The sequence below is a fragment of the Aliivibrio salmonicida LFI1238 genome, assembly GCF_000196495.1.
Taxonomy (GTDB): Bacteria; Pseudomonadota; Gammaproteobacteria; order Enterobacterales; family Vibrionaceae; genus Aliivibrio; species Aliivibrio salmonicida.
In genome coordinates, this window is record NC_011312.1 from 3,000,934 (window position 1) to 3,020,969 (window position 20,036).

Annotated in this window: 17 protein-coding genes and 10 tRNA genes; 4 read left to right on the forward strand and 23 right to left on the reverse strand. The window is 40.0% G+C overall.

Going from position 1 to position 20,036, the window contains the following annotated elements:
- Window positions 1–64 precede the first annotated feature (64 nt).
- The 11 genes from motX to tsaE form a co-directional block, all read right to left on the reverse strand.
- On the reverse strand, window positions 65–703 hold the full coding sequence (gene motX, locus VSAL_RS14515) for a flagellar protein MotX (RefSeq protein WP_407921269.1): 639 nt from the start codon (window positions 701–703) through the stop codon (window positions 65–67).
- Window positions 704–923: 220 nt separating this feature from the next.
- A complete protein-coding gene (locus tag VSAL_RS14520) occupies window positions 924–2,240 on the reverse strand; it encodes an adenylosuccinate synthase (protein WP_012551208.1) in 1,317 nt (438 codons plus the stop codon).
- Window positions 2,241–2,418: 178 nt separating this feature from the next.
- Entirely contained in the window at window positions 2,419–2,604 is a 186-nt protein-coding gene (locus VSAL_RS14525) for a DUF2065 domain-containing protein (protein WP_012551209.1), read from the reverse strand.
- Window positions 2,605–2,691: 87 nt separating this feature from the next.
- A complete protein-coding gene (hflC, locus tag VSAL_RS14530; protein ID WP_012551210.1) occupies window positions 2,692–3,576 on the reverse strand; it encodes a protease modulator HflC in 885 nt (294 codons plus the stop codon).
- 2 nt (window positions 3,577–3,578) lie between these two features.
- A complete protein-coding gene (hflK, locus tag VSAL_RS14535) occupies window positions 3,579–4,802 on the reverse strand; it encodes an FtsH protease activity modulator HflK (RefSeq protein ID WP_012551211.1) in 1,224 nt (407 codons plus the stop codon).
- An 18-nt stretch (window positions 4,803–4,820) separates the two neighbouring features.
- Window positions 4,821–6,140, reverse strand: coding sequence for a ribosome rescue GTPase HflX (gene hflX, locus VSAL_RS14540; RefSeq protein ID WP_012551212.1), 1,320 nt, complete (start codon window positions 6,138–6,140; stop codon window positions 4,821–4,823).
- Between the two features lie 44 nt (window positions 6,141–6,184).
- Window positions 6,185–6,451, reverse strand: a complete 267-nt coding sequence (gene hfq, locus VSAL_RS14545; protein WP_012551213.1) for an RNA chaperone Hfq — start codon at window positions 6,449–6,451, stop codon at window positions 6,185–6,187.
- 94 nt (window positions 6,452–6,545) lie between these two features.
- The gene (miaA, locus tag VSAL_RS14550) at window positions 6,546–7,487 is read right to left on the reverse strand and encodes a tRNA (adenosine(37)-N6)-dimethylallyltransferase MiaA (protein WP_012551214.1); all 942 of its coding nucleotides are present in this window, start codon (window positions 7,485–7,487) and stop codon (window positions 6,546–6,548) included.
- A complete protein-coding gene (gene mutL / locus VSAL_RS14555) occupies window positions 7,480–9,438 on the reverse strand; it encodes a DNA mismatch repair endonuclease MutL (RefSeq protein WP_012551215.1) in 1,959 nt (652 codons plus the stop codon). The genes miaA and mutL overlap by 8 nt, the downstream gene beginning before the upstream one ends.
- 14 nt (window positions 9,439–9,452) lie before the next feature.
- Window positions 9,453–11,192 carry a LysM peptidoglycan-binding domain-containing protein gene (locus tag VSAL_RS14560; protein ID WP_012551216.1) on the reverse strand — a complete coding sequence of 580 codons (1,740 nt, stop codon included), beginning with the start codon at window positions 11,190–11,192 and terminating at the stop codon, window positions 9,453–9,455.
- Window positions 11,186–11,650 (reverse strand): tRNA (adenosine(37)-N6)-threonylcarbamoyltransferase complex ATPase subunit type 1 TsaE, encoded by a 465-nt coding sequence (gene tsaE, locus VSAL_RS14565; RefSeq protein ID WP_012551217.1) that lies wholly within the window; start codon window positions 11,648–11,650, stop codon window positions 11,186–11,188. The genes VSAL_RS14560 and tsaE overlap by 7 nt, the downstream gene beginning before the upstream one ends.
- A gap of 226 nt (window positions 11,651–11,876) precedes the next feature.
- On the opposite strand from tsaE, the gene queG reads away from it, so the two are divergent.
- Complete coding sequence (gene queG, locus VSAL_RS14570) at window positions 11,877–12,989, forward strand: tRNA epoxyqueuosine(34) reductase QueG (RefSeq protein WP_023604134.1); 1,113 nt, start codon at window positions 11,877–11,879, stop codon at window positions 12,987–12,989.
- 539 nt (window positions 12,990–13,528) lie between these two features.
- On the opposite strand, the gene VSAL_RS14575 is transcribed toward queG, so the two are convergent.
- From VSAL_RS14575 to orn, 11 genes are all read right to left on the reverse strand, one after another.
- Window positions 13,529–13,604 (reverse strand) — tRNA-Gly (locus tag VSAL_RS14575).
- 34 nt (window positions 13,605–13,638) lie between these two features.
- A tRNA-Met gene (locus VSAL_RS14580) sits at window positions 13,639–13,715 on the reverse strand.
- Window positions 13,716–13,773: 58 nt separating this feature from the next.
- Window positions 13,774–13,849, reverse strand: a tRNA-Gly gene (locus VSAL_RS14585).
- A 35-nt stretch (window positions 13,850–13,884) separates the two neighbouring features.
- Window positions 13,885–13,961: transfer RNA gene (locus tag VSAL_RS14590), tRNA-Met, on the reverse strand.
- A gap of 58 nt (window positions 13,962–14,019) precedes the next feature.
- Window positions 14,020–14,095, reverse strand: a tRNA-Gly gene (locus tag VSAL_RS14595).
- A gap of 34 nt (window positions 14,096–14,129) precedes the next feature.
- A tRNA-Met gene (locus tag VSAL_RS14600) sits at window positions 14,130–14,206 on the reverse strand.
- 86 nt (window positions 14,207–14,292) lie between these two features.
- A tRNA-Gly gene (locus VSAL_RS14605) sits at window positions 14,293–14,368 on the reverse strand.
- 34 nt (window positions 14,369–14,402) lie between these two features.
- Window positions 14,403–14,479 (reverse strand) — tRNA-Met (locus VSAL_RS14610).
- 157 nt (window positions 14,480–14,636) lie between these two features.
- Window positions 14,637–14,713 (reverse strand) — tRNA-Met (locus tag VSAL_RS14615).
- A 53-nt stretch (window positions 14,714–14,766) separates the two neighbouring features.
- Window positions 14,767–14,842: transfer RNA gene (locus tag VSAL_RS14620), tRNA-Gly, on the reverse strand.
- Between the two features lie 144 nt (window positions 14,843–14,986).
- The gene (gene orn / locus VSAL_RS14625) at window positions 14,987–15,532 is read right to left on the reverse strand and encodes an oligoribonuclease (protein WP_012551219.1); all 546 of its coding nucleotides are present in this window, start codon (window positions 15,530–15,532) and stop codon (window positions 14,987–14,989) included.
- 98 nt (window positions 15,533–15,630) lie between these two features.
- Here orn and rsgA point away from each other — a divergent pair, with 98 nt between their 5' ends.
- From rsgA to VSAL_RS14640, 3 genes are all read left to right on the forward strand, one after another.
- On the forward strand, window positions 15,631–16,686 hold the full coding sequence (rsgA, locus tag VSAL_RS14630) for a small ribosomal subunit biogenesis GTPase RsgA (RefSeq protein WP_012551220.1): 1,056 nt from the start codon (window positions 15,631–15,633) through the stop codon (window positions 16,684–16,686).
- Between the two features lie 58 nt (window positions 16,687–16,744).
- Window positions 16,745–17,608 carry an archaetidylserine decarboxylase gene (gene asd, locus VSAL_RS14635; protein WP_012551221.1) on the forward strand — a complete coding sequence of 288 codons (864 nt, stop codon included), beginning with the start codon at window positions 16,745–16,747 and terminating at the stop codon, window positions 17,606–17,608.
- Between the two features lie 185 nt (window positions 17,609–17,793).
- The gene (locus VSAL_RS14640; RefSeq protein ID WP_023604502.1) at window positions 17,794–18,681 is read left to right on the forward strand and encodes a DMT family transporter; all 888 of its coding nucleotides are present in this window, start codon (window positions 17,794–17,796) and stop codon (window positions 18,679–18,681) included.
- Window positions 18,682–18,721: 40 nt separating this feature from the next.
- Here VSAL_RS14640 and epmA read toward each other — a convergent pair whose 3' ends face one another.
- A complete protein-coding gene (gene epmA, locus VSAL_RS14645) occupies window positions 18,722–19,696 on the reverse strand; it encodes an elongation factor P--(R)-beta-lysine ligase (protein WP_173362132.1) in 975 nt (324 codons plus the stop codon).
- Window positions 19,697–20,036 lie beyond the last annotated feature (340 nt).

Genomic DNA, 20,036 nt, shown 5'->3' on the forward strand with positions numbered 1-20,036 from the left:
AATGCTGCTTTTTTAGAGCTGATGTTTACATTAAGATTAACTTAATGCGAATATTTTAATTACATTACCAGAACGTATCTCGACGCTTTGCTCTAGCAATGATATTTCCTGGCATTCGCATTTCTAACCCATCACGAAGATTAGCAATGCGTTGGTGTTTGCGCCCATCTGACGTAACCGAATTGTATAACCATCGATACGCATCTTCATAGTCTAATGGACTTCCATAATCACTCAAAAGCAACTCAGCTAAACTAATACGGGCATTAAGATTTCCCATTGCAGCGGCTTCACGTAAGTAAGGTATCGCTCTTTCTCTGTCTTGCTGAACTAAGGTGCCTTTAGAGTAGTATCGTCCAATTTGCTCTAATGCGGCAGGTAACCCTTGTCTGGCTGCGTTTTCCATATAATAGAGGCCAAGCTCTACATCACGGTCAACACAAACCCCCCACGCCAACATATCTCCATACAAGAATTCATAAGCTGGAGAATCTATTTTTGTTGCACGGGCGACAATATCTTCAACTAGTTGGCAATTATCTACTTTTTGAACTCGCGTTAAATGTGAATTCGTATCAAATAATCTAAATAATTGATCTTCGGTATAGATCGGGACCGGTTCTCCGATCTCTTTAGTCGATGCATGCGTTGGCGCTAAAGCCACCATACACGCAACGACGAGATGTCGTAATTTCATATTCATCAACTCTTTATAACTGTATTTATTATATCGACGTAAGCGGCAATATCTTTAGACAAAATTTGCCTTTCGTGGCAAGTTTTTGCCCATAGTTATAAGTTATTGATAAAGATGAAAAACACAAAAATCACGCTACCGATTAGATCGAATTCTATATCTATTCTCAAATTTCAGGCACAAAAAAACCAACTACATGAGCTGGCTTTTATTCATTCGTTCGTTATTAAACTTCGAATGGGTGTACTTTAACGATTGTCTCATTACGGTCAGGACCAGTAGAGATAATGTCAATTGGAACACCTGTTAGTTCTTCGATACGCTTAATGTAATCTAGAGCCGCTTGTGGAAGCGCTTCGATTGTTTGTGCACCGAATGTATTCTCAGACCAACCAGGCATAGTTTCATATACTGGCGTCGCTTCTTCAAATGCTTCAGCAGCCATTGGAGAAACTTCTAATAAAGAGCCATCTTTCATCTTGTAACCAGTACAGATTTTTAGCTCTTTTAGGCCATCTAAAACGTCTAGTTTAGTTAGACAAATTCCAGATAATGAGTTGATTTGAATTGCACGACGCATAGCAACAGCATCGAACCAACCACAACGGCGTAAACGGCCTGTTGTTGCACCAAACTCATGACCAACATCGCCTAAGTGCTTACCAATTGGGTCTTGTTTATCTAGACCGTCATATAGCTCTGTAGGGAATGGACCTGAACCTACACGAGTACAATATGCTTTGGTAATACCTAGAATGTAACCTAAGTGACGAGGACCAAAACCAGAACCAGCAGCAACACCACCAGCGGTTGTGTTCGAAGAAGTTACATATGGGTATGTACCGTGGTCGATATCTAGAAGCGTACCTTGAGCACCTTCAAACATGATTTTGTCGCCACGCTTACGCGCTGCATCAAGAGTATCAGTAACATCAATAACCATCGATACAAGTAGATCAGCATAGCTCATCACTTGCTCAAGTACTTCTTCGTAGTTTACTTCTTCTACTTTATAGTAATTTACTAATTGGAAGTTATGGTATTCCATTACTTCTTTTAGTTTTTCTGCAAAAGTCACTTTATCAAACAGATCGCCAACACGTAGACCACGACGAGATACTTTATCTTCGTACGCTGGACCGATACCGCGACCAGTTGTGCCAATTGCTTTATTACCACGAGCAAGCTCACGCGCTTGGTCTAATGCGATGTGGTAAGGAAGAATTAGAGGACAAGCTTCAGAAATGAATAGGCGTTCACGAACTGGAATGCCACGCGCTTCAAGTGGCGCCATTTCTTTTAGTAAGGCATCAGGTGAAAGCACTACACCATTACCGATAATGCATTCAACATTATTGCGTAAAATACCTGATGGAATTAAGTGTAGAACGGTTTTCTCACCGTCGATAACTAGAGTATGGCCTGCATTGTGACCGCCTTGATAGCGAACCACATACTTTGCATCTTCAGTTAAAAGATCTACTATTTTACCTTTACCTTCGTCACCCCATTGGGTGCCCAGAACGACTACGTTATTTCCCATCTTTCCAAAGTCTGCTTGTTAGTTAAAAATGGATTCTAGCATTGATAGAAAAATGTTTCAGTTATTTTTAAGCGAAATCTCACTTTCACAATAAAGCGCTGTCAATCTACACAATATCATTATTTATTTTTTTGAATGAAATCAAAAACAAGATTACGATTTTATATTTAGGTAAAACTCAAAGCATCATACTGCAAATAACAAGACCAGAAACCACTAAACAACCACCAATACGACGCAACGTATTATTCGGTTGTTCACTTAATTGAGCGACCATATTTCGCCATCCATCAGGGGCAATTAATGGACCTAATCCCTCAACAATAAGCACACCACCAATCGCTAACCACACTGCATTACTCATTATGTACCCTTATCTATCGAGCAGAAACAAAACAAGGTCCCGAAGGACCTTGTTTAAATTAGAGTGAATTAAAATCTAGAACTAGACTTATTTCCCACCCATTGGATCATTCATGTATTTGAAGAAATCAGTCTTAGGATCAAGTACCAAGATGTCATTCTTACTGTTGAATGATTTTTCATACGCACGTAATGAGCGAATGAAACCAAAGAGCTCAGGCTCTTTGTTAAACGTATCAGCGTACAGTTTTGCTACTTTCGCATCCGCATTACCACGAGTAATTTGTGCTGTTTTATCTGCTTCTGCAATGATAGTAGCCACTTCAAGTTCTGATTGAGCACGAATAACTTCGGCTTTTTCACGACCTTGAGAACGTAACTTACGAGCAACCGCTTCACGCTCTGCACGCATACGACGGTAAATCGACTCAGAGATTTCTTCAGGTAAGTTGATTTTCTTGATTCGTAAATCAATCACTTCAATCCCTAAATCACCCGTTCCTTCTTGAGAGTCAAGAAGTACTGTTGCCATTACTTCTTCACGTTTCTCAGAAACGATCTCTTTCACTGTTTTTCCGCCGATCTCAGCTCGTAGACCATCAGATACACGACGTTGTAATAATGACTCTGCCGTTAAGATATTACCACCACCTGTTGCTAGATAGAATTGACCAAAGTCTTTGATCTTCCATTTAACATACGAGTCGATAATAACGTCTTTTTTCTCTGATGTTACAAAACGGTCTGACTGGTCATCCATTGTTTGAATACGAGCATCTAATGTATTTACACGATCGAACATTGGCATTTTAAAGTGCAGACCAGGTTCATAAATACGTGTAACTTGATTATCATCTTTAATCAAACGGCCAAATCGAGTAACTATTCCGCGTTCGCCTTCTGGGATCACAAATAGTGACATTAAGAAAATAGCGATAACAACGATAAGCGTTGGGATCATTAACTTACGCATGATTAATATCTCCCTTCACGAGTTGAAGTACGGCTTGTAGTATTCGCTTTTGGATCTGGTTGTCCATTTTTCTCTAACTCAAAATCATAATTTTTAGATGATGATGTTGATGTTTGAGGAGAAACTTTAGCAGACCCTTGTTGATTGCCTACCATCTTATCTAATGGAAGATACAACAAGTTACCATTAGATTCAGAATCAATCAGAACCTTACTTGTATTACTGTATACACGTTCCATCGTATCAAGATACAGACGAGTACGAGTGACTTCAGGCGCTTTATTGTATTCAGGTAACAGCTTTTCAAACTGAGCAATTTGACCAATAGCTCCGTTGACGGTACGTTCAGTATAACCTTGAGCTTCTTTCTTCAAACGCTCAGCACGACCTGTCGCTTTAGGAAGAATATCATTACTGTACGCTTCTGCTTCACGAATAAAACGCTCTTCATCTTCTCGAGCTGCGATAGCATCATCGAACGACGCTTTCACTTCTTCCGGCGGACGAGCTAATTGGAAGTTAACGTCTACAACAATTAACCCCATATCGTATTTATCAATAATACGATTCAGTGTTTCTTGAGTACGTTGACGAATCACTTGACGACCACTGGTCAAGATATCATCCATTTTAGCATCACCGATTACAGCACGAAGTGCAGAATCAGTTGCTTGACGTAAACTGTCATCAGCATTAACTACGGTATATAAATATTTCCTTGCGTCAGCAACTCGATATTGAACACCCATTTCAACTGTGACTACATTTTCATCTTTTGTTAGCATTAACCCTTTTGAGTTTAATGAACGAATCGATTGAATGTTTACAGCTGTTACTTGGTCAATAAAGGTTGGTTTCCAGTTAAGACCTGGATCAACCATACGATCGTACTTGCCTAAACGTAGAACAACACCACGCTCACTCTCGCCAATCGTATAGAAACCAGAGAATATCCAGATAGCAATTGCGACAACAGCAATTAGACCTAAGCCAATTGCGCCACCATTACCAAATGAAGGTAAGCCACTGCCACCTTTATTGTTTCCTCCTTTATTGCCACCACCAAACTTACCGCTTAGTTTTTGGCTTAGCTTATTAAATACTTCATCAAGATCTGGTGGACCTTGATCACGACCGCCACGATTTTTATTACCCCAAGGGTCTTTATTATCGCCACCGCCGTTCTTGTCGTTATTGTTGTTATTTCCAGGCTCATTCCACGCCATTAGAAAACTCCAAAGTAATTATGAAGATAAAGAATTCGGTGTACTCTCGTCAGTCATTAAAAAATAACTTAACGGAGTCTCTTCACGTTTTTCTAACTTAGACCAATCAACTTGCTGCATACGTATATCAATAAGCAAGCTGCCATCATCCTGATATTCTTCTTTTATAATGCTTTGCATTTGAAAGAATTTACTTCGAAAACGCCCAACCAATTCAGGAGGTAACCGCAATGTATGCTCTACCATCTGCCCTGCTAATCGCTCCGTTAATGCTTGAAAAAGTAAATCAATGCCTTCGCCTTCCATTGCTGAAACCCAAACACATCGAGGAACGCCCTCTTCATCACGGTCAATTCGTGGTTGTTGATCTTCTAAGTCATCAATCTTATTCATTACGAGAAGATAAGGTACCTCATTGGCATCTATCTCTTCTAGAACAATATCTACCGCTTCAATGTTCTCACGAAAGCGTTCATCACTGGCATCAACAACATGTAACAAGATATTTGCTTCTTGCGTTTCTTGAAGTGTCGCTTTAAACGCGGCAACAAGATCATGAGGTAAATGACGTATAAAGCCCACCGTATCAGCAAGTATTGCTGTACCAACATCTGTAACGTCTATCTTACGTAATGTAGGATCAAGCGTAGCAAACAGCTGGTCAGCGGCATAAACCCCCGCATCTGTAATTCGATTAAATAACGTAGATTTACCTGCGTTAGTATAACCAACTAAAGAAATGGTTGGGATTTCTGCACGATATCTTGCCCGACGACCTTGTTCGCGTTGTTTTGCGACTTTAGCCAATCGACGTTGAATTGCTTTAATACGATCTCGTAATAATCGTCTATCGCTTTCCAACTGAGTTTCACCAGGACCACGTAAACCAATCCCGCCTTTTTGGCGTTCAAGGTGTGTCCATCCTCGGATCAATCGAGTAGATATATGACGTAATTGTGCGAGCTCGACTTGCAACTTACCTTCATAGGTTCGTGCACGTTGAGCAAAAATATCCAGTATTAACCCATTACGGTCTATCACTCGACATTCACATAATGCCTCTAAATTTCGTTCTTGAGCAGGAGAAAGCGCATGATTAAAAATCACAATATCCGCATTCTTAGCTCGAACCATATTGGCAATTTCTTGTGCTTTACCTAAACCAACATAATATTTAGGGAGCGGAGATTGACGGGTCCCCGTCACAACACCTAATGTGTTGGCTCCAGCAGAAGATATCAACATTTTACACTCGTTGAGATCTTCCAACTCCCCTTCATAAGTAAAGCTGATGTGCACAAGAATAGCCTGTTCACCGGATTCATAACGGTCAAACAAGCGCTAACTCCTTAACAGATTGTCTATTTAAAAATAAAATAGTCTTACTCTTCTGTTGTTTCTTGTGGGCGCTCGCCTTGTGGTCGATCACTAGCAGTGTGATGGCTTACAGCACGAGCAGGAACAACAGTAGAAATCGCATGCTTATATACCATTTGATTTACTGTGTTCTTTAATAGGATAACAAATTGATCAAATGATTCGATTTGTCCCTGTAATTTAATCCCATTCACTAAATAAATAGACACTGGAATCCTTTCGCAACGCAGTGCATTCAAAAATGGGTCTTGCAAAGATTGCCCTTTAGCCATTTTTTTTTCCTTTTTGGTTTGTAATTGTAATTTTATTTAGCTATTAGTCTTTAGCTTATGACTAAACGCTCTGAAGTTAAACAACATTGATACATTATTGTGCTTGTTTCTTATCTAAACGATCAGAAATCGTTTGTAGGGCACCATCAATATTGTCACTATCCAGCCAAGTTAAGTCTTTCCAGCTACGTAGCCAGGTGATTTGTCTCTTGGCCAATTGACGAGTCGCACAAATACCGCGGAAAATCGCGTCATCTAATGTGCCTTCCCCATCAAAATACTCCCACATTTGTCGATAACCTACGCAACGAATTGATGGCAAATCGGCATGAAGATCATCTCGTTCATAAAGAGAACGAACTTCTTCTTCAAAACCGCCTTTCATCATATTATCAAAACGCAGTTCAATACGACGGTGAATTTCTGCTCTTTCTTTAGGTGCAATCGCAAATTGATGCACTTGATAAGGCAAAGCATCACCTTTAACTTGGGTTAATTCTGTTAATGTTTTACCCGAAATTCGAAACACTTCCAACGCTCGGGAAAGTCGTTGTGGATCATTAGGATGAATTCTCTCAGCGGATACAGGATCAATCTCTTTTAACTGATCATGCATCGCCTCCCACCCCAATGTTTCCGCTTCTTGCTCAATTTGAGCTCTAATGTCAGCATCCGCTGCTGGTAATGGTGAAAGACCTTCTAGCAGTGCTTTGTAGTACAACATTGTACCGCCTACTAATAAAGGTATCTTTCCTTGAGCAACAATATCTTCCATCTCTTTTAAGGCATCACGACGAAATTCAGCAACTGAATAGCTCTCTGCCGGATCGAGAATATCAATAAGACGATGAGGAGCCTGTAAAAGTTCCGTTTCATTTGGTTTCGCCGTACCAATATCCATACCTTTATAGATAAGGGCTGAATCTACGCTTATCAACTCCACAGGAAAACGTTTTCGCAATTGAATTGCTAAGTCCGTTTTCCCTGATGCAGTTGGTCCCATCAAAAAGATGGCTTGAGGTAATGCTTTATTCATGACTAAATGCTTGTATCGCCTGAGTAATATCTATGTTTTTTAGCAGTTTATTATTAAATTGAGATAATTCATTACCCCACAACTGCTCTAATTCCATCACAAGTTGTATTGCTTGTGCTGAGCTATAGCACGCTTCATCATGTTGTACTTGATGAGAAAGCCAGCTAATCACTTGATCCAACGATGGATTAATCTGATAAATATACCTTAACAGATTCGGGATCAATTGTTGTAAATTCTGTTGCCTGATAGGCTGACAAACCGCCATAACTATCAAACTTTCATTATTTTTCACTTTAAGATCAATACCAAGTTGTTTCAATATACCTTGATACTCTGTGAGTTTGTTACAAATATCTTTATCAATCCCTATCGATAATGGAATCAATAACGGCTGAGCTTTTAACACTTCATGATGAGCCGAGTTTAATTGGCCATAACTTTTGATAAATTCAGCATAGCGTAGATCAACCAATTGCAATTGATTACCTAATTGAAGCAGCCCAAACACCTTATCAACAACACTTAACACTTTCCCTAATAGCATAGAAGTCGACACCGCACTTTTCAATTGAGGCACAACAACAGTGTTATGTTTAGCCTCTGAAATCTTAGGGATCCGTACTTCATTAACTTCAAAATTAGATGTTTTGTCTTCACGATCTCGCGTTGTTAATAAATGTTGGTAGTTATTCAATTCTCTTTGGGACGGTTTTTCACTTTGATACGCTTTAGGCATTGATGGTTTTGCTTTAGATACCCACTCATCTGAAGACGCTTTATTTGGGTAACTCGGTGTTGCTTCGATTGCTTCTTTCAATTGCTTCGATTTGTTCTCAATATGAGCATCAGTTAGTGGCAGAGAAGACTGACGAACATAATCTTTCATTGGTGGAAAATAAGATTCCCTATCCATTTCAATATCTGATGTCGTTGTTACTTCAGGTAAAGATGCTGCCTGTTGCAAAGCACCATAAATAGCTTGGTATATAAAATCATGCACTAACCGTGCTTGGTGAAACCTCACCTCGTGCTTTGCTGGATGAACATTCACATCTACGTCATGTGGATTTATCTCGATAAATAAAATATAAGCCGCATACTGATTCGTAGAAAGGCTTGATTCATACCCTTGACGAATTGCATGATTAATCAACTTATCTTTCATCATACGACCATTCACATAGCAATATTGAACATCACCTTGGGCACGGGCACCTTCTGGAGATGAAATCCATCCATGAAAGATTAAGTCTCCATGCTCCAACTCAACTTCTAATGCATGCTGTAAGAAACTCGCTCCACATACGGCAGCTAAACGTTTCTCTACTTGCATTTTCGTTTGAGCTGCTCGGTATTGACGAACCGATTTACCGTTATGACGTAAATTGATCGTAATATCTAATCGACTCAATGCAATACGCTTAAGCAATTCATCAATATGAGTAAATTCAGTTTTATCGGTACGAAGAAATTTTCGACGGGCAGGAGTATTGAAGAATAGATCGACAACATCGATGGTTGTCCCAACAGGGTGAGCGGCTGGTTTTAATTTAACCTCCATATCTCGCCCTTCAGCATGTGCAGACCACGCTTCTTCTTGTGCAACAGTGCGTGAGGTAAGCGTTAATCGAGAAACAGAGCTGATTGACGCTAAAGCTTCACCACGAAACCCTAAACTGACAATCGCTTCAAGATCATCAAGAGTCGTAATTTTTGAGGTCGCGTGACGGCTTAATGCTAATGTCAGTTCTTCTTTAGGGATACCAGACCCATTATCACGGATGCGAATGAGTTTACTGCCCCCTTTTTCGATATCAATATCGATGCGAGTCGCTCCGGCATCGATACTATTTTCAACCAATTCTTTGACAACCGAAGCGGGGCGTTCCACAACCTCACCCGCCGCAATTTGGTTGGCCAGTCGAGCGGGTAAGATTTGAATTGGCATAACCATATCCTTGATTAACTGGTTGGGATAATAAGCACCTGTCCGACAGCTAGCTCATCTGAACGTAATTTATTGGCTGTTCGTATACTCGATACAGTAACACCATATTTAGATGCAATTTTACCTAAAAATTCACCACGTTTCACCGTATGCTTTTGAATAGGAGCAACAATGCTCACTTTCAATTTTTGCCCAACAAATAAAGTATCTGACTTTAATCGATTTAATGAGCGAATGCTGCTCGTCGATACCTTATATTTTACGGCAATCTTGCCTAAGTACTCACCAGAGCGAACTTTATGAGTAATGATTTTACGAGATTGCGTTGTTGATGTACTGACGTTTGATGTATTTGTTTTTGGCGCAACATAAACCGGTTTGTTACTTGGGATAGTTAGCAGTTGACCAACCGATAAACTCGTACTTTTAAGTTTATTTACACTCTTTAATTTTGCCGTTGTCGTACCGTACTTTTTAGCAATCAATGATAACGACTCACCCGAACGTACTTTATGTACACTCTGTTGCTCTTGTGCAGCTAAAAGACTTCCTTGAGGTGGATTTTCATTAAGGTAACGAATGATTGCATTTGAAATAGCTCTCGCTATTTTGTCTTGATGACCTCGTTGAAATAGTTGTTTCTCTTCTGTTGGATTTGAAATAAATCCAGTTTCAATCAAGATTGAAGGAATATCCGGAGATTTAAGAACAGCCAAACTCGCATTAACAGGTGCTTTTTTATGAAGCTTAATGACTTTGCCCATTTCTCCTAGAACATCAACGGCTAACTTATACCCTTCCTTCTGAGAATGGCTGAATTGCAAATCCAATAATGTTTGACTCACGTTTCTATCATTACTGTTTTTCGCTAATACATCACCTGCACCACCAAGCAATTCAGATTGTTTCTCATGCTTTTCAACCCAACGACCAATTTCTGTATTCGCTCGACGTGTATTGAGCACAAACACAGAACCCCCGCGAGGCTTTGGTGAGCGAAAGCTGTCCGCATGAATAGAAACAAGTAAGTGCGATTTATTTTTTCGAGCAATTTCCGTTCGTTTATTTAAGTTAACGAAATAATCACCACTTCGAGTTAATACCGCTCTCATTCCAGGCTGAGCATTAATTCGTGCAACCACTTTCTTAGAAATCGCGAGAGTAGCGTGCTTTTCATATTTTCGAGTTGGCCCAATAGAGCCAGGATCTTCACCACCATGTCCCGCATCAATCGCGACAACAATTTCTCCATTCCCTATTATATGATTCATATTTGAATTGATAATTGGGGTTGATGGCTTATTGGGAATAGGTTTATTTACTTCCGCTTTATTGTTTGCGTTATGAGGTAGGTCCATAACCAAACGATGACCATATTGACCACCAGGCGTAGGGGCTAATTTAAATAACTTAGCTTCGACAGAATGCTTAAGTTCAAAAACCAAACGAGTCGTCCCCTTTGAAGGAGGTGAGCTCTTACGGATTTTACTTAAAACATTGCTATCACTAACCGTTAGCGGTAATTTTGCTTTCAAGTCGGTATTTTTAAGATCGATAACTAAACGAGAAGGGCTACTCAATGTAAAATAGCTATAGTTCGCTTCTGAATTCAGATCAATAACGATACGAGTTTCATCTGGCGAAGGCCAAACACGAACGCCTTCTAATGTATTTGCAGAAACAAAAAAAACACTCGTAGATATAAATACAAGTAATGCACACCCAATTGTACGAAGATATTTACCGATTAACACAAATCCAACCGTTGAAGTAAACTGCAGCCATATTCATTATTACCCGTGATCACGACATGACGAGCCTCACCATCATAGCGAAGCTCAATATCGATATCAGGATTGGGTAATAACCCTTCCCCTTTCTCAGGCCATTCAACCAAACAAATCGCATCATCGGTAAAATAGTCTCGTATACCCATGAATTCTAATTCTTCAGGATCGGCTAAACGATATAAATCAAAATGATATACTTGCCATTTATCCAATTCATAAGGTTCAACCAAAGTATATGTTGGACTTTTTACATTACCTACATGACCTAATGAACGAATAAATCCTCGGCTAAACGTCGTTTTACCCGCGCCAAGATCACCATGTAAGAAAATCGTTGTTTGTTGAGTACAAGCTTGAGAAAGCTGTCTACCGAACTCGACAGTGTCGTCTTCAGTAGCTAAATTAAATTCAAAGCGTTCCATTATTCACTAATTTCACTAATTTCACTATTTTAATTGTCTAAATTGATGGACTTGGTATCAGATTCACAATTTAATACGGCAAATGTTTATACGCAAGCTACCTTTTCTATATATGAATATCACTCAACAGTACGTTAATGAACAGTACCAAATTACGAGTTATCTTCTCTATATGATAAACTTTTACTCATTATACTGTAATAAAAAAATGTAATCTCTCGTGAAAATTGACTATCAAGAACTCGCTATTAATATCAAACTTTGGGCACAAGAACTCGGCTTTCAAAAAGTCGGGATTTGTGACGTCGATTTATCTCAACATGAAGCCGCTTTAGAGCAATGGCTTGAGGCCGGTTATCATGGTTCCATGGACTGGATGGCCCGTCATGGTCTAATGAGAGCAAGACCTAATGAATTACACCCTGGAACTATTCGCGTCATCAGTGCCCGTATGGATTACCTTCCACCTGAAGCCTGTTTCGCCAGTAATTTAAGCGATCCAACGCAAGCTTATATTAGTCGTTATGCTTTAGGACGTGATTATCACAAACTTATTCGTAATCAGCTGAAAAAATTAGGTCAAAAAATTGAAACTGAAGTCGAGCAATTAGGCTATCGCCCTTTTGTCGATTCAGCCCCCATCCTAGAAAGGCCTCTGGCTGAAAAAGCCGGGCTTGGCTGGACAGGTAAGCATTCCCTTCTGTTAGATAAGGATGCAGGCTCTTGGTTCTTCTTAGGAGAGCTGTTAGTTGATATACCACTGCCTATTGATGCTCCTGTCGAAAATCAATGTGGCAAATGCACCGCTTGTGTTAGTTCATGCCCAACTAACGCCATCTTAGACAATGGTGTTATTGATGCAAGACGTTGTATCTCTTATTTAACCATAGAAAATAGTGGCGTAATTCCAGAAGAGTTTCGCTCATTAATGGGGAACCGTATCTATGGATGTGATGATTGTCAGCTTGTTTGCCCTTGGAACAGAGAAGCAGAAATAACCCAACAATCTGATTTTCATCGTAGAGACTCCTTAAATAATTCAGATCTACTTGCCCTATTTGATTGGGATGAAGATTCGTTTTTAAAGTATATGGAAGGGTCAGCGATTCGTCGTATTGGTCATACGCAATGGTTACGTAATATTTCAATTGCTCTAGGAAATGCACCACATTCTCCCGATATCATTCTTTCACTACAAAATAGACTCGGATTCGATACAAATTTAGATATTCATATCCATTGGGCTATCGAGCAACAAAATTCACAACAAATAAATATAAAACGAAAAGAACAACGCTTAATTCGTATTATAGAGAAAGGGCTCCCAAGAGATGCATAATCCAAATTAGCCTCTTAGTTAAATTTGAAGTCGATCGGAATTAATGTGGAAAACATTATTTTGGTCGGTAAATAGGACAAACAATAAAAAAGTTAAACACAAGACAGGAATATGATAAGGATCAAAGAAGTCAAGATAAAAGATCTTTACAAACAATGAAAAAGATGCAATAAGAAAGTAAATACCTTTAAATATCAACAAGTTAAAATCTGAAAAATAATTTAACGATCAATATTTTAAGATAAGATCTTTCTTTGGTGTATTTATTGAATGCTCATTTAAAAACTACTAACAGACTTATCCACAATCTTTTTTTTGTGGGTAAGTTTGTTGATTATATGGTAATGACACATATAACTGACCCTCTGCAGCAACATTCCATGTGGATATGTTGCCAACGCAGATAACTTTATTGATTCTATGGTTAGATATGAATCAGAATGTTCTAAAAGAGCAGAATTTACGTGGGGTTAATGCTTCACAGCATTAATTTTAAAGAAAATAAAAGCGCTGAATATAATTCAGCGCTTTATTTTATTTGGAGCGACACACGAGGCTCGAACTCGTGACCTCAACCTTGGCAAGGTTGCGCTCTACCAGCTGAGCTAGTGTCGCATGATCTAACGCTATAAAGCATTCAATCTAAATGTGGTTGCGGGAGCAGGATTTGAACCTACGACCTTCGGGTTATGAGCCCGACGAGCTACCAAACTGCTCCATCCCGCGTCCGAATGCATTGTTAAGCACAATGAAACTATAAACCATCAACACTTAAAAGTGAAAATGGAGCGACACACGAGGCTCGAACTCGTGACCTCAACCTTGGCAAGGTTGCGCTCTACCAGCTGAGCTAGTGTCGCATGATCTAACGCTATAAAAGCATTTAATCTAAATGTGGTTGCGGGAGCAGGATTTGAACCTACGACCTTCGGGTTATGAGCCCGACGAGCTACCAAACTGCTCCATCCCGCGTCCGAATGCATTGTTAAGTACAATGAAACTATAAACCATCAACACTTAAAAGTGAAAATGGAGCGACACACGAGGCTCGAACTCGTGACCTCAACCTTGGCAAGGTTGCGCTCTACCAGCTGAGCTAGTGTCGCATGATCTAACGCTATAAAGCATTCAATCTAAATGTGGTTGCGGGAGCAGGATTTGAACCTACGACCTTCGGGTTATGAGCCCGACGAGCTACCAAACTGCTCCATCCCGCGTCCGGATGCCATTGTTCAAAGTACAATGGGAACTTTATTTCCAAATTCAACTTTCGAGAAGAAACTTACGTTTCTTAAGAAGAAAATGGAGCGACACACGAGGCTCGAACTCGTGACCTCAACCTTGGCAAGGTTGCGCTCTACCAGCTGAGCTAGTGTCGCATGATCAACGCTATAAAAGCATTTAATCTAAATGTGGTTGCGGGAGCAGGATTTGAACCTACGACCTTCGGGTTATGAGCCCGACGAGCTACCAAACTGCTCCATCCCGCGTCCGAATGCATTGTTAAGTACAATGAAACTATGTGCCATTTTTACTTAGTAAGTAAAAATATCGTAATACCAGATTCTGGAAACCTCAACTAATGCGAAGTTTTCAATCGAACCGAATATTACATGATTAACGCTATAAAAGCACTAAATCAAAATATGGTTACGGGAGCAGGATTTGAACCTACGACCTTCGGGTTATGAGCCCGACGAGCTACCAAACTGCTCCATCCCGCGTCCGGATGCATTGTTAAGTACAATGAGACTTTAAGCCAATTTCAAAAAGAAATTGGAGCGACACACGAGGCTCGAACTCGTGACCTCAACCTTGGCAAGGTTGCGCTCTACCAGCTGAGCTAGTGTCGCATTCTGATAAGGAGTAGCTCCTCGTTCAGAGGCTGCGAATTATACGAGTAAAACGTGATGATGCAAGCGGATTTTGAAAAAAAAACGAAATTTCTTTAAAACCCGCAAAATTCGCTCAACAAACCATCAAATTGATCTAGTTCGTTAAATTGTGAAGATATTTTTACGGTAATACTTCAATTCAGCGATAGATTCACGGATATCATCTAATGCTAAATGTGTCCCTGTTTTTTCAAAGCCATCAAGTACTTCAGGTTTCCAACGGCGAGTAAGCTCTTTAATTGTGCTCACATCAACATAACGATAATGGAAATATTCTTCCAATTTTGGCATGTGCTTATAAAGAAAACGACGATCTTGGCCAATGCTGTTACCACAAATTGGCGATACGCCTTTTGGTACCCACTTTTCAAGAAATGCAATTGTCTCTTCAATAGCAGACGCTTCCGTATGCTCGCTCGCATTTACTCTAGCAACCAAACCACTATTAGTATGTGTATTGGTACACCAGTCATCCATCTTAGCCAACTCACCTTCTGATTGATGAATAGCAATAACAGGCCCTTCTGCTAAAATATTTAGCTGAGCATCAGTTACAATGGATGCGATTTCGATGATTTTATGAGTTTCAGGATCTAAGCCTGTCATCTCCAAATCTACCCAAATCAGGTTTTGATCATTAATTGCCATAGAGAGTTGCCTATTTTGTAACTAAAAAGGGTATGATACTCGGGCCGATTTATCTTTCAACATAAAACTGAAAGCCAACCTACAAGTGAAATCATTTCGTGGCAAAGAAGAAAAAACTAACTAAAGGCCAAGTACGCCGAGTACGTTCAAATCAAAGCAAACGTATTGAAAAAATAAAAACCACTGTCGAGTGGGATGAATCTTCATTAGAAGCGGCTAAAGAAGGGTTAGTTATTACTCGCTTTGGTCAACATGCAGATATCGAAGATCCAGACAGCAAAGAAATACATCGTTGTAATTTACGTCGAGGTATCGAAAGCTTAGTTTCTGGCGATCGTGTTATTTGGCGTCCAGGTACTAAGATTCTTGCTGGTATTTCAGGTGTTGTTGAAGCGGTAAAACCACGAACCTCTATGCTAACTCGCCCAGATTATTACGATGGTATTAAGCCCGTGGCCGCCAACGTTGATCAAATGGTGATTGTTTCTTCTATTCTTCCTGAGTTGTCACTTAACATTATTGATCGCTATCTTATCGCCTCTGAGACTCTACAGATAAAGCCATTAATCGTATTAAACAAAGTCGACTTGCTTTCTGAACAAGAATTTATTGATGTGAGACAAATTCTGAGTTTATATGAAGATATTGGCTATAAAGTAAAATTCGTTAGTAAAGAGTCCGGCTATGGCATACAAGAGCTAGAAGCTGAACTGAAAGATCACATTAATATTTTTGTTGGTCAATCTGGTGTTGGTAAATCAAGTGTTGTAAATGCATTAATGCCTGAACTTGAAATTATGGAAGGCGCTGTCTCTGAAAACTCAGGTCTTGGTCAACATACTACGACTGCTGCTCGTCTGTATCACTTCCCACATGGTGGCGATCTTATCGATTCCCCAGGAGTTCGTGAATTTGGCTTATGGCATTTAGAGAAAGAAGAAGTTACCGCCTCTTTTGTCGAGTTTAAAGACTTTATTGGTGGCTGTAAGTTTAGAGACTGTACGCATAAAGATGACCCAGGCTGTCTTCTTCAAGAAGCCGTCTCTAATGGTAAAATTGCGAAACTTCGTTTTGATAGCTATCACCGAATCATTGAAAGCATGTCTGAAAATAAAGCGAACCGTCAATTTTCTCGTAGCAGAAAAGCCGATTAATAAACTAAGTAAAGATGTGGTAACATTTACCTTAATTGATAACTAGTAGGCAAACAACGTGTCAGATAATTTAAAAATCGGGTTACAATATTTAACTCCAAAACATGCACTTACTCGTTTGGCTGGCAAATTAGCATCAGCAAAAATGGGCTGGTTAACCACTGCGGTAATTAAGTGGTTCATTAAACAATACAACGTTGAAATGAGTGAAGCTAAAAACCCGGATCCTGAAGCATATTCTACATTCAATAACTTTTTTGTTCGTGAATTAGAAGATGGCGCACGCCCAATTAATGACGATGAGAATGTTATCTCTCACCCTGCAGATGCTTGCGTAAGTCAATTTGGCCCAATTACCGATGGTCAATTAGTTCAAGCAAAAGGTCACGTTTACTCAGCTCAAGAGTTACTGGGTGGCGACGCTGAATTAGCGGAAGAATTTATAGGTGGCGAATTCGCAACTCTGTATTTATCTCCGCGCGATTATCATCGTGTTCACATGCCATGCGATGCGACATTACGCAAAATGGTTTATGTTCCTGGCGATTTATTCTCAGTGAATCCATTAACAGCAGAAAACGTTCCTAATTTATTTGCTCGTAATGAACGTGTTGTCTGTATTTTTGATACTGAATTTGGTCCGATGGCGCAAGTCTTAGTCGGTGCAACTATCGTTGGTAGTATTGAAACGACATGGGCAGATACGGTTACACCACCGACTGGCCCCGCAGTTAAAACATGGCACTACCCACTTTCTGGCGATGATGTAATTTGCTTTAAGAAAGGTGAGGAAATGGGTCGCTTTAAATTAGGCTCTACGGTTATTAACTTATTTGCTCCTAATTCAATTACCTTTGATGAATCAATGAAAAATGGCGTCCCAACTCGTTTAGGTACTCCATTTGCTCACATTGCAAAATAATCAGTTTCTGTAAAATAAACAGTAAATAGCGAACCTTGTGTTCGCTATTTTTTTATCTATTCATCTCCCTTCCTAGTAACCTCTCTCATGGCAATATATGTCGAAAATAAGTGATTCATTCTTTTATTGAACAAAACCAAACTTCAGATAAGCTAAAGATTGGGATAAACCACGATGGAATGGAAATGGGATATGAATGGCTAGCACTCGGAGCAGCTTGTCTATGGGCACTATCGAGCATGATCTCCGTTGCACCCGCTCGCCACCTTGGCGCATTCGCTTATAGTCGCTGGCGCATGGGTTGTGTCACGATCATGTTATCGAGCCTTGCGTGGTTTACCGGTGGTTGGCTATCAATTGAATCTGAACACCTATACCCAATGATGCTCTCAGGATTAATCGGTATTTTTATCGGCGATACCGCCTTATTTGCCTGCTTTAATCGTATGGGACCTCGACAAGCCGGATTACTCTTTTCTTGCCATGCCTTATTCTCCGCTATTCTCGGCTATTGGTTATTCAATGAAACCTTACAAGGGTGGGAACTTATCGGTGCCATCTCTGTATTTTCTGGCGTCTCCATTGCTATTTTCTTTGGGAAAAAAACAAATAACCAAGATACATGGGAGGAAGTAAAAGGAAATATTTGGATCGCAATCGCACTGGGTTTACTGGCCGCTTTTTGCCAAGCGCTTGGTGGCGTGATCGCAAAGCCTGTGATGCTAACCAGTGCTGACCCTATTGCTGCTTCAGCGATTCGAATGGCCTCAGCTTTTGGCGCCCACAGCCTATTAAGAATGACTAACTTACCTATCTCACGCCCTATTACTCCGATTAATCTACGTATATTAGGCATTGTTGCCTTAAATGGCTTTCTGGCGATGACCGTCGGCATGACATTAATCTTATATGCCTTACAAGAAGGAAATGTAGGCATGGTTGCCTTACTTTCTTCCACCACACCGATTATCATTTTGCCTTTGTTGTGGCTATACACAAAAAAAGCACCTAACCGTTTTGCGTGGTTGGGTGCTTGTTTGGCGGTAATTGGCACTGGGCTTATCGTTAGCTAATCCCTGTAAGTCAATGCACACTCACTTCTGTGGATTGGTATTACGCTCTATCAAAAGGAAAAGCCATCACTTGATCGATGTGCTTTTCCCCCATTGCTAACATAATCAAACGATCAATGCCTAACGCCACACCAGCGCAATCGGGAAATCCTGCTTCTAATGCTGCAATCAAATGATAATCGATCGGTTGCTCAATCAAACCCATTGATTTTCGTTTCGCATTGTCCTCTTCAAAACGAGCGAGTTGTTCCTTCGCATTATCAAGTTCATGGAAACCATTCGCTAATTCAATTCCTTTAAAATACACCTCAAATCGCTCAGCGACTCTAGGATCTTCAGGATTGATTTTAGCAAGAGCTGCTTGAGAAGCCGGGAAATCATAAACACAAACTGGCACCGTTTGTCCTATTTTCTCCTCAACGCCCATACTAAATAGCAATTGTAATAATGTATCTCGGTCTTCTTCAACATCAGCAATGTCTGACAACCCTAACGGTGCCGCTACAGCTCTAAGTTCATCCATCGACGCTTCTAATGGGCAAACACCAAGCACGTTAATGAAAGCTTGCTGATACGTCATTCGCTCAGCATCATCACATTTTAAAACAAGTTTAAGCAATTCGTTCATCTCATCCATCAATTGGTGATGATCAAACGTTGGGCGATACCATTCCAACATCGTAAATTCAGGGTTATGAAAACGCCCAGCTTCTTCGTTACGAAAGGCTTTATTAATTTGATAAATCGCACCACTGCCCGCAGACAGTAAGCGCTTCATATGAAATTCTGGACTGGTCATAAAATACAGATGTACGCCATCTGCGTAACCAGGGCCAACAAAGTCAGTTTGAAACGTATGAAGGTGCACATCCGTCACGGTTGCGTGACTCATTGCTGGCGTATCCACCTCCATCACTTTTCGCTCAAAGAAGAATCTACGGATTAAAGCAAGGATATCAGCACGTTGCTGTAATTGTTCAATTGATGCGCTAGGCATCCAGTTTTGACTAGTCATAACTTTATACATTAGAAAAACTTATCCAAAATGATACCTGATAACCGATTTCAAGGTTACCTATTTTTTAACTTTATAAATACCCTTAACCTTCAAGGGGATACACGTCCGATAAGAATCATTATCACTTACAAAACAACAACTTACCTACAATTTAACGCCAAAATTAACAGCTGTAACTAGTTGACGGAGATCACATTATTCGCAAGAAACCACCCCATTAGTGGTACTTGCACTACAAAACTTTATCCATATCAATTTTTATTCTAAAAGCTCACTTAGAATAGGCATCAGAATTTTTAAGTTATTATTTGCTCTTTTTTGTCACATGAGCAGGCTA

Coding starts and splice junctions, on each gene's coding strand:
- motX (WP_407921269.1), bottom strand. CDS start 703: ATGAATATGAAATTACGACATCTCGTCGTTGCGTGTATGGTGGCTTTA.
- VSAL_RS14520 (WP_012551208.1), bottom strand. CDS start 2,240: ATGGGAAATAACGTAGTCGTTCTGGGCACCCAATGGGGTGACGAAGGT.
- VSAL_RS14525 (WP_012551209.1), bottom strand. CDS start 2,604: ATGAGTAATGCAGTGTGGTTAGCGATTGGTGGTGTGCTTATTGTTGAG.
- hflC (WP_012551210.1), bottom strand. CDS start 3,576: ATGCGTAAGTTAATGATCCCAACGCTTATCGTTGTTATCGCTATTTTC.
- hflK (WP_012551211.1), bottom strand. CDS start 4,802: ATGGCGTGGAATGAGCCTGGAAATAACAACAATAACGACAAGAACGGC.
- hfq (WP_012551213.1), bottom strand. CDS start 6,451: ATGGCTAAAGGGCAATCTTTGCAAGACCCATTTTTGAATGCACTGCGT.
- miaA (WP_012551214.1), bottom strand. CDS start 7,487: ATGAATAAAGCATTACCTCAAGCCATCTTTTTGATGGGACCAACTGCA.
- mutL (WP_012551215.1), bottom strand. CDS start 9,438: ATGCCAATTCAAATCTTACCCGCTCGACTGGCCAACCAAATTGCGGCG.
- tsaE (WP_012551217.1), bottom strand. CDS start 11,650: ATGGAACGCTTTGAATTTAATTTAGCTACTGAAGACGACACTGTCGAG.
- orn (WP_012551219.1), bottom strand. CDS start 15,532: ATGGCAATTAATGATCAAAACCTGATTTGGGTAGATTTGGAGATGACA.
- VSAL_RS14640 (WP_023604502.1), top strand. CDS start 17,794: ATGGGATATGAATGGCTAGCACTCGGAGCAGCTTGTCTATGGGCACTA.
- epmA (WP_173362132.1), bottom strand. CDS start 19,696: ATGACTAGTCAAAACTGGATGCCTAGCGCATCAATTGAACAATTACAG.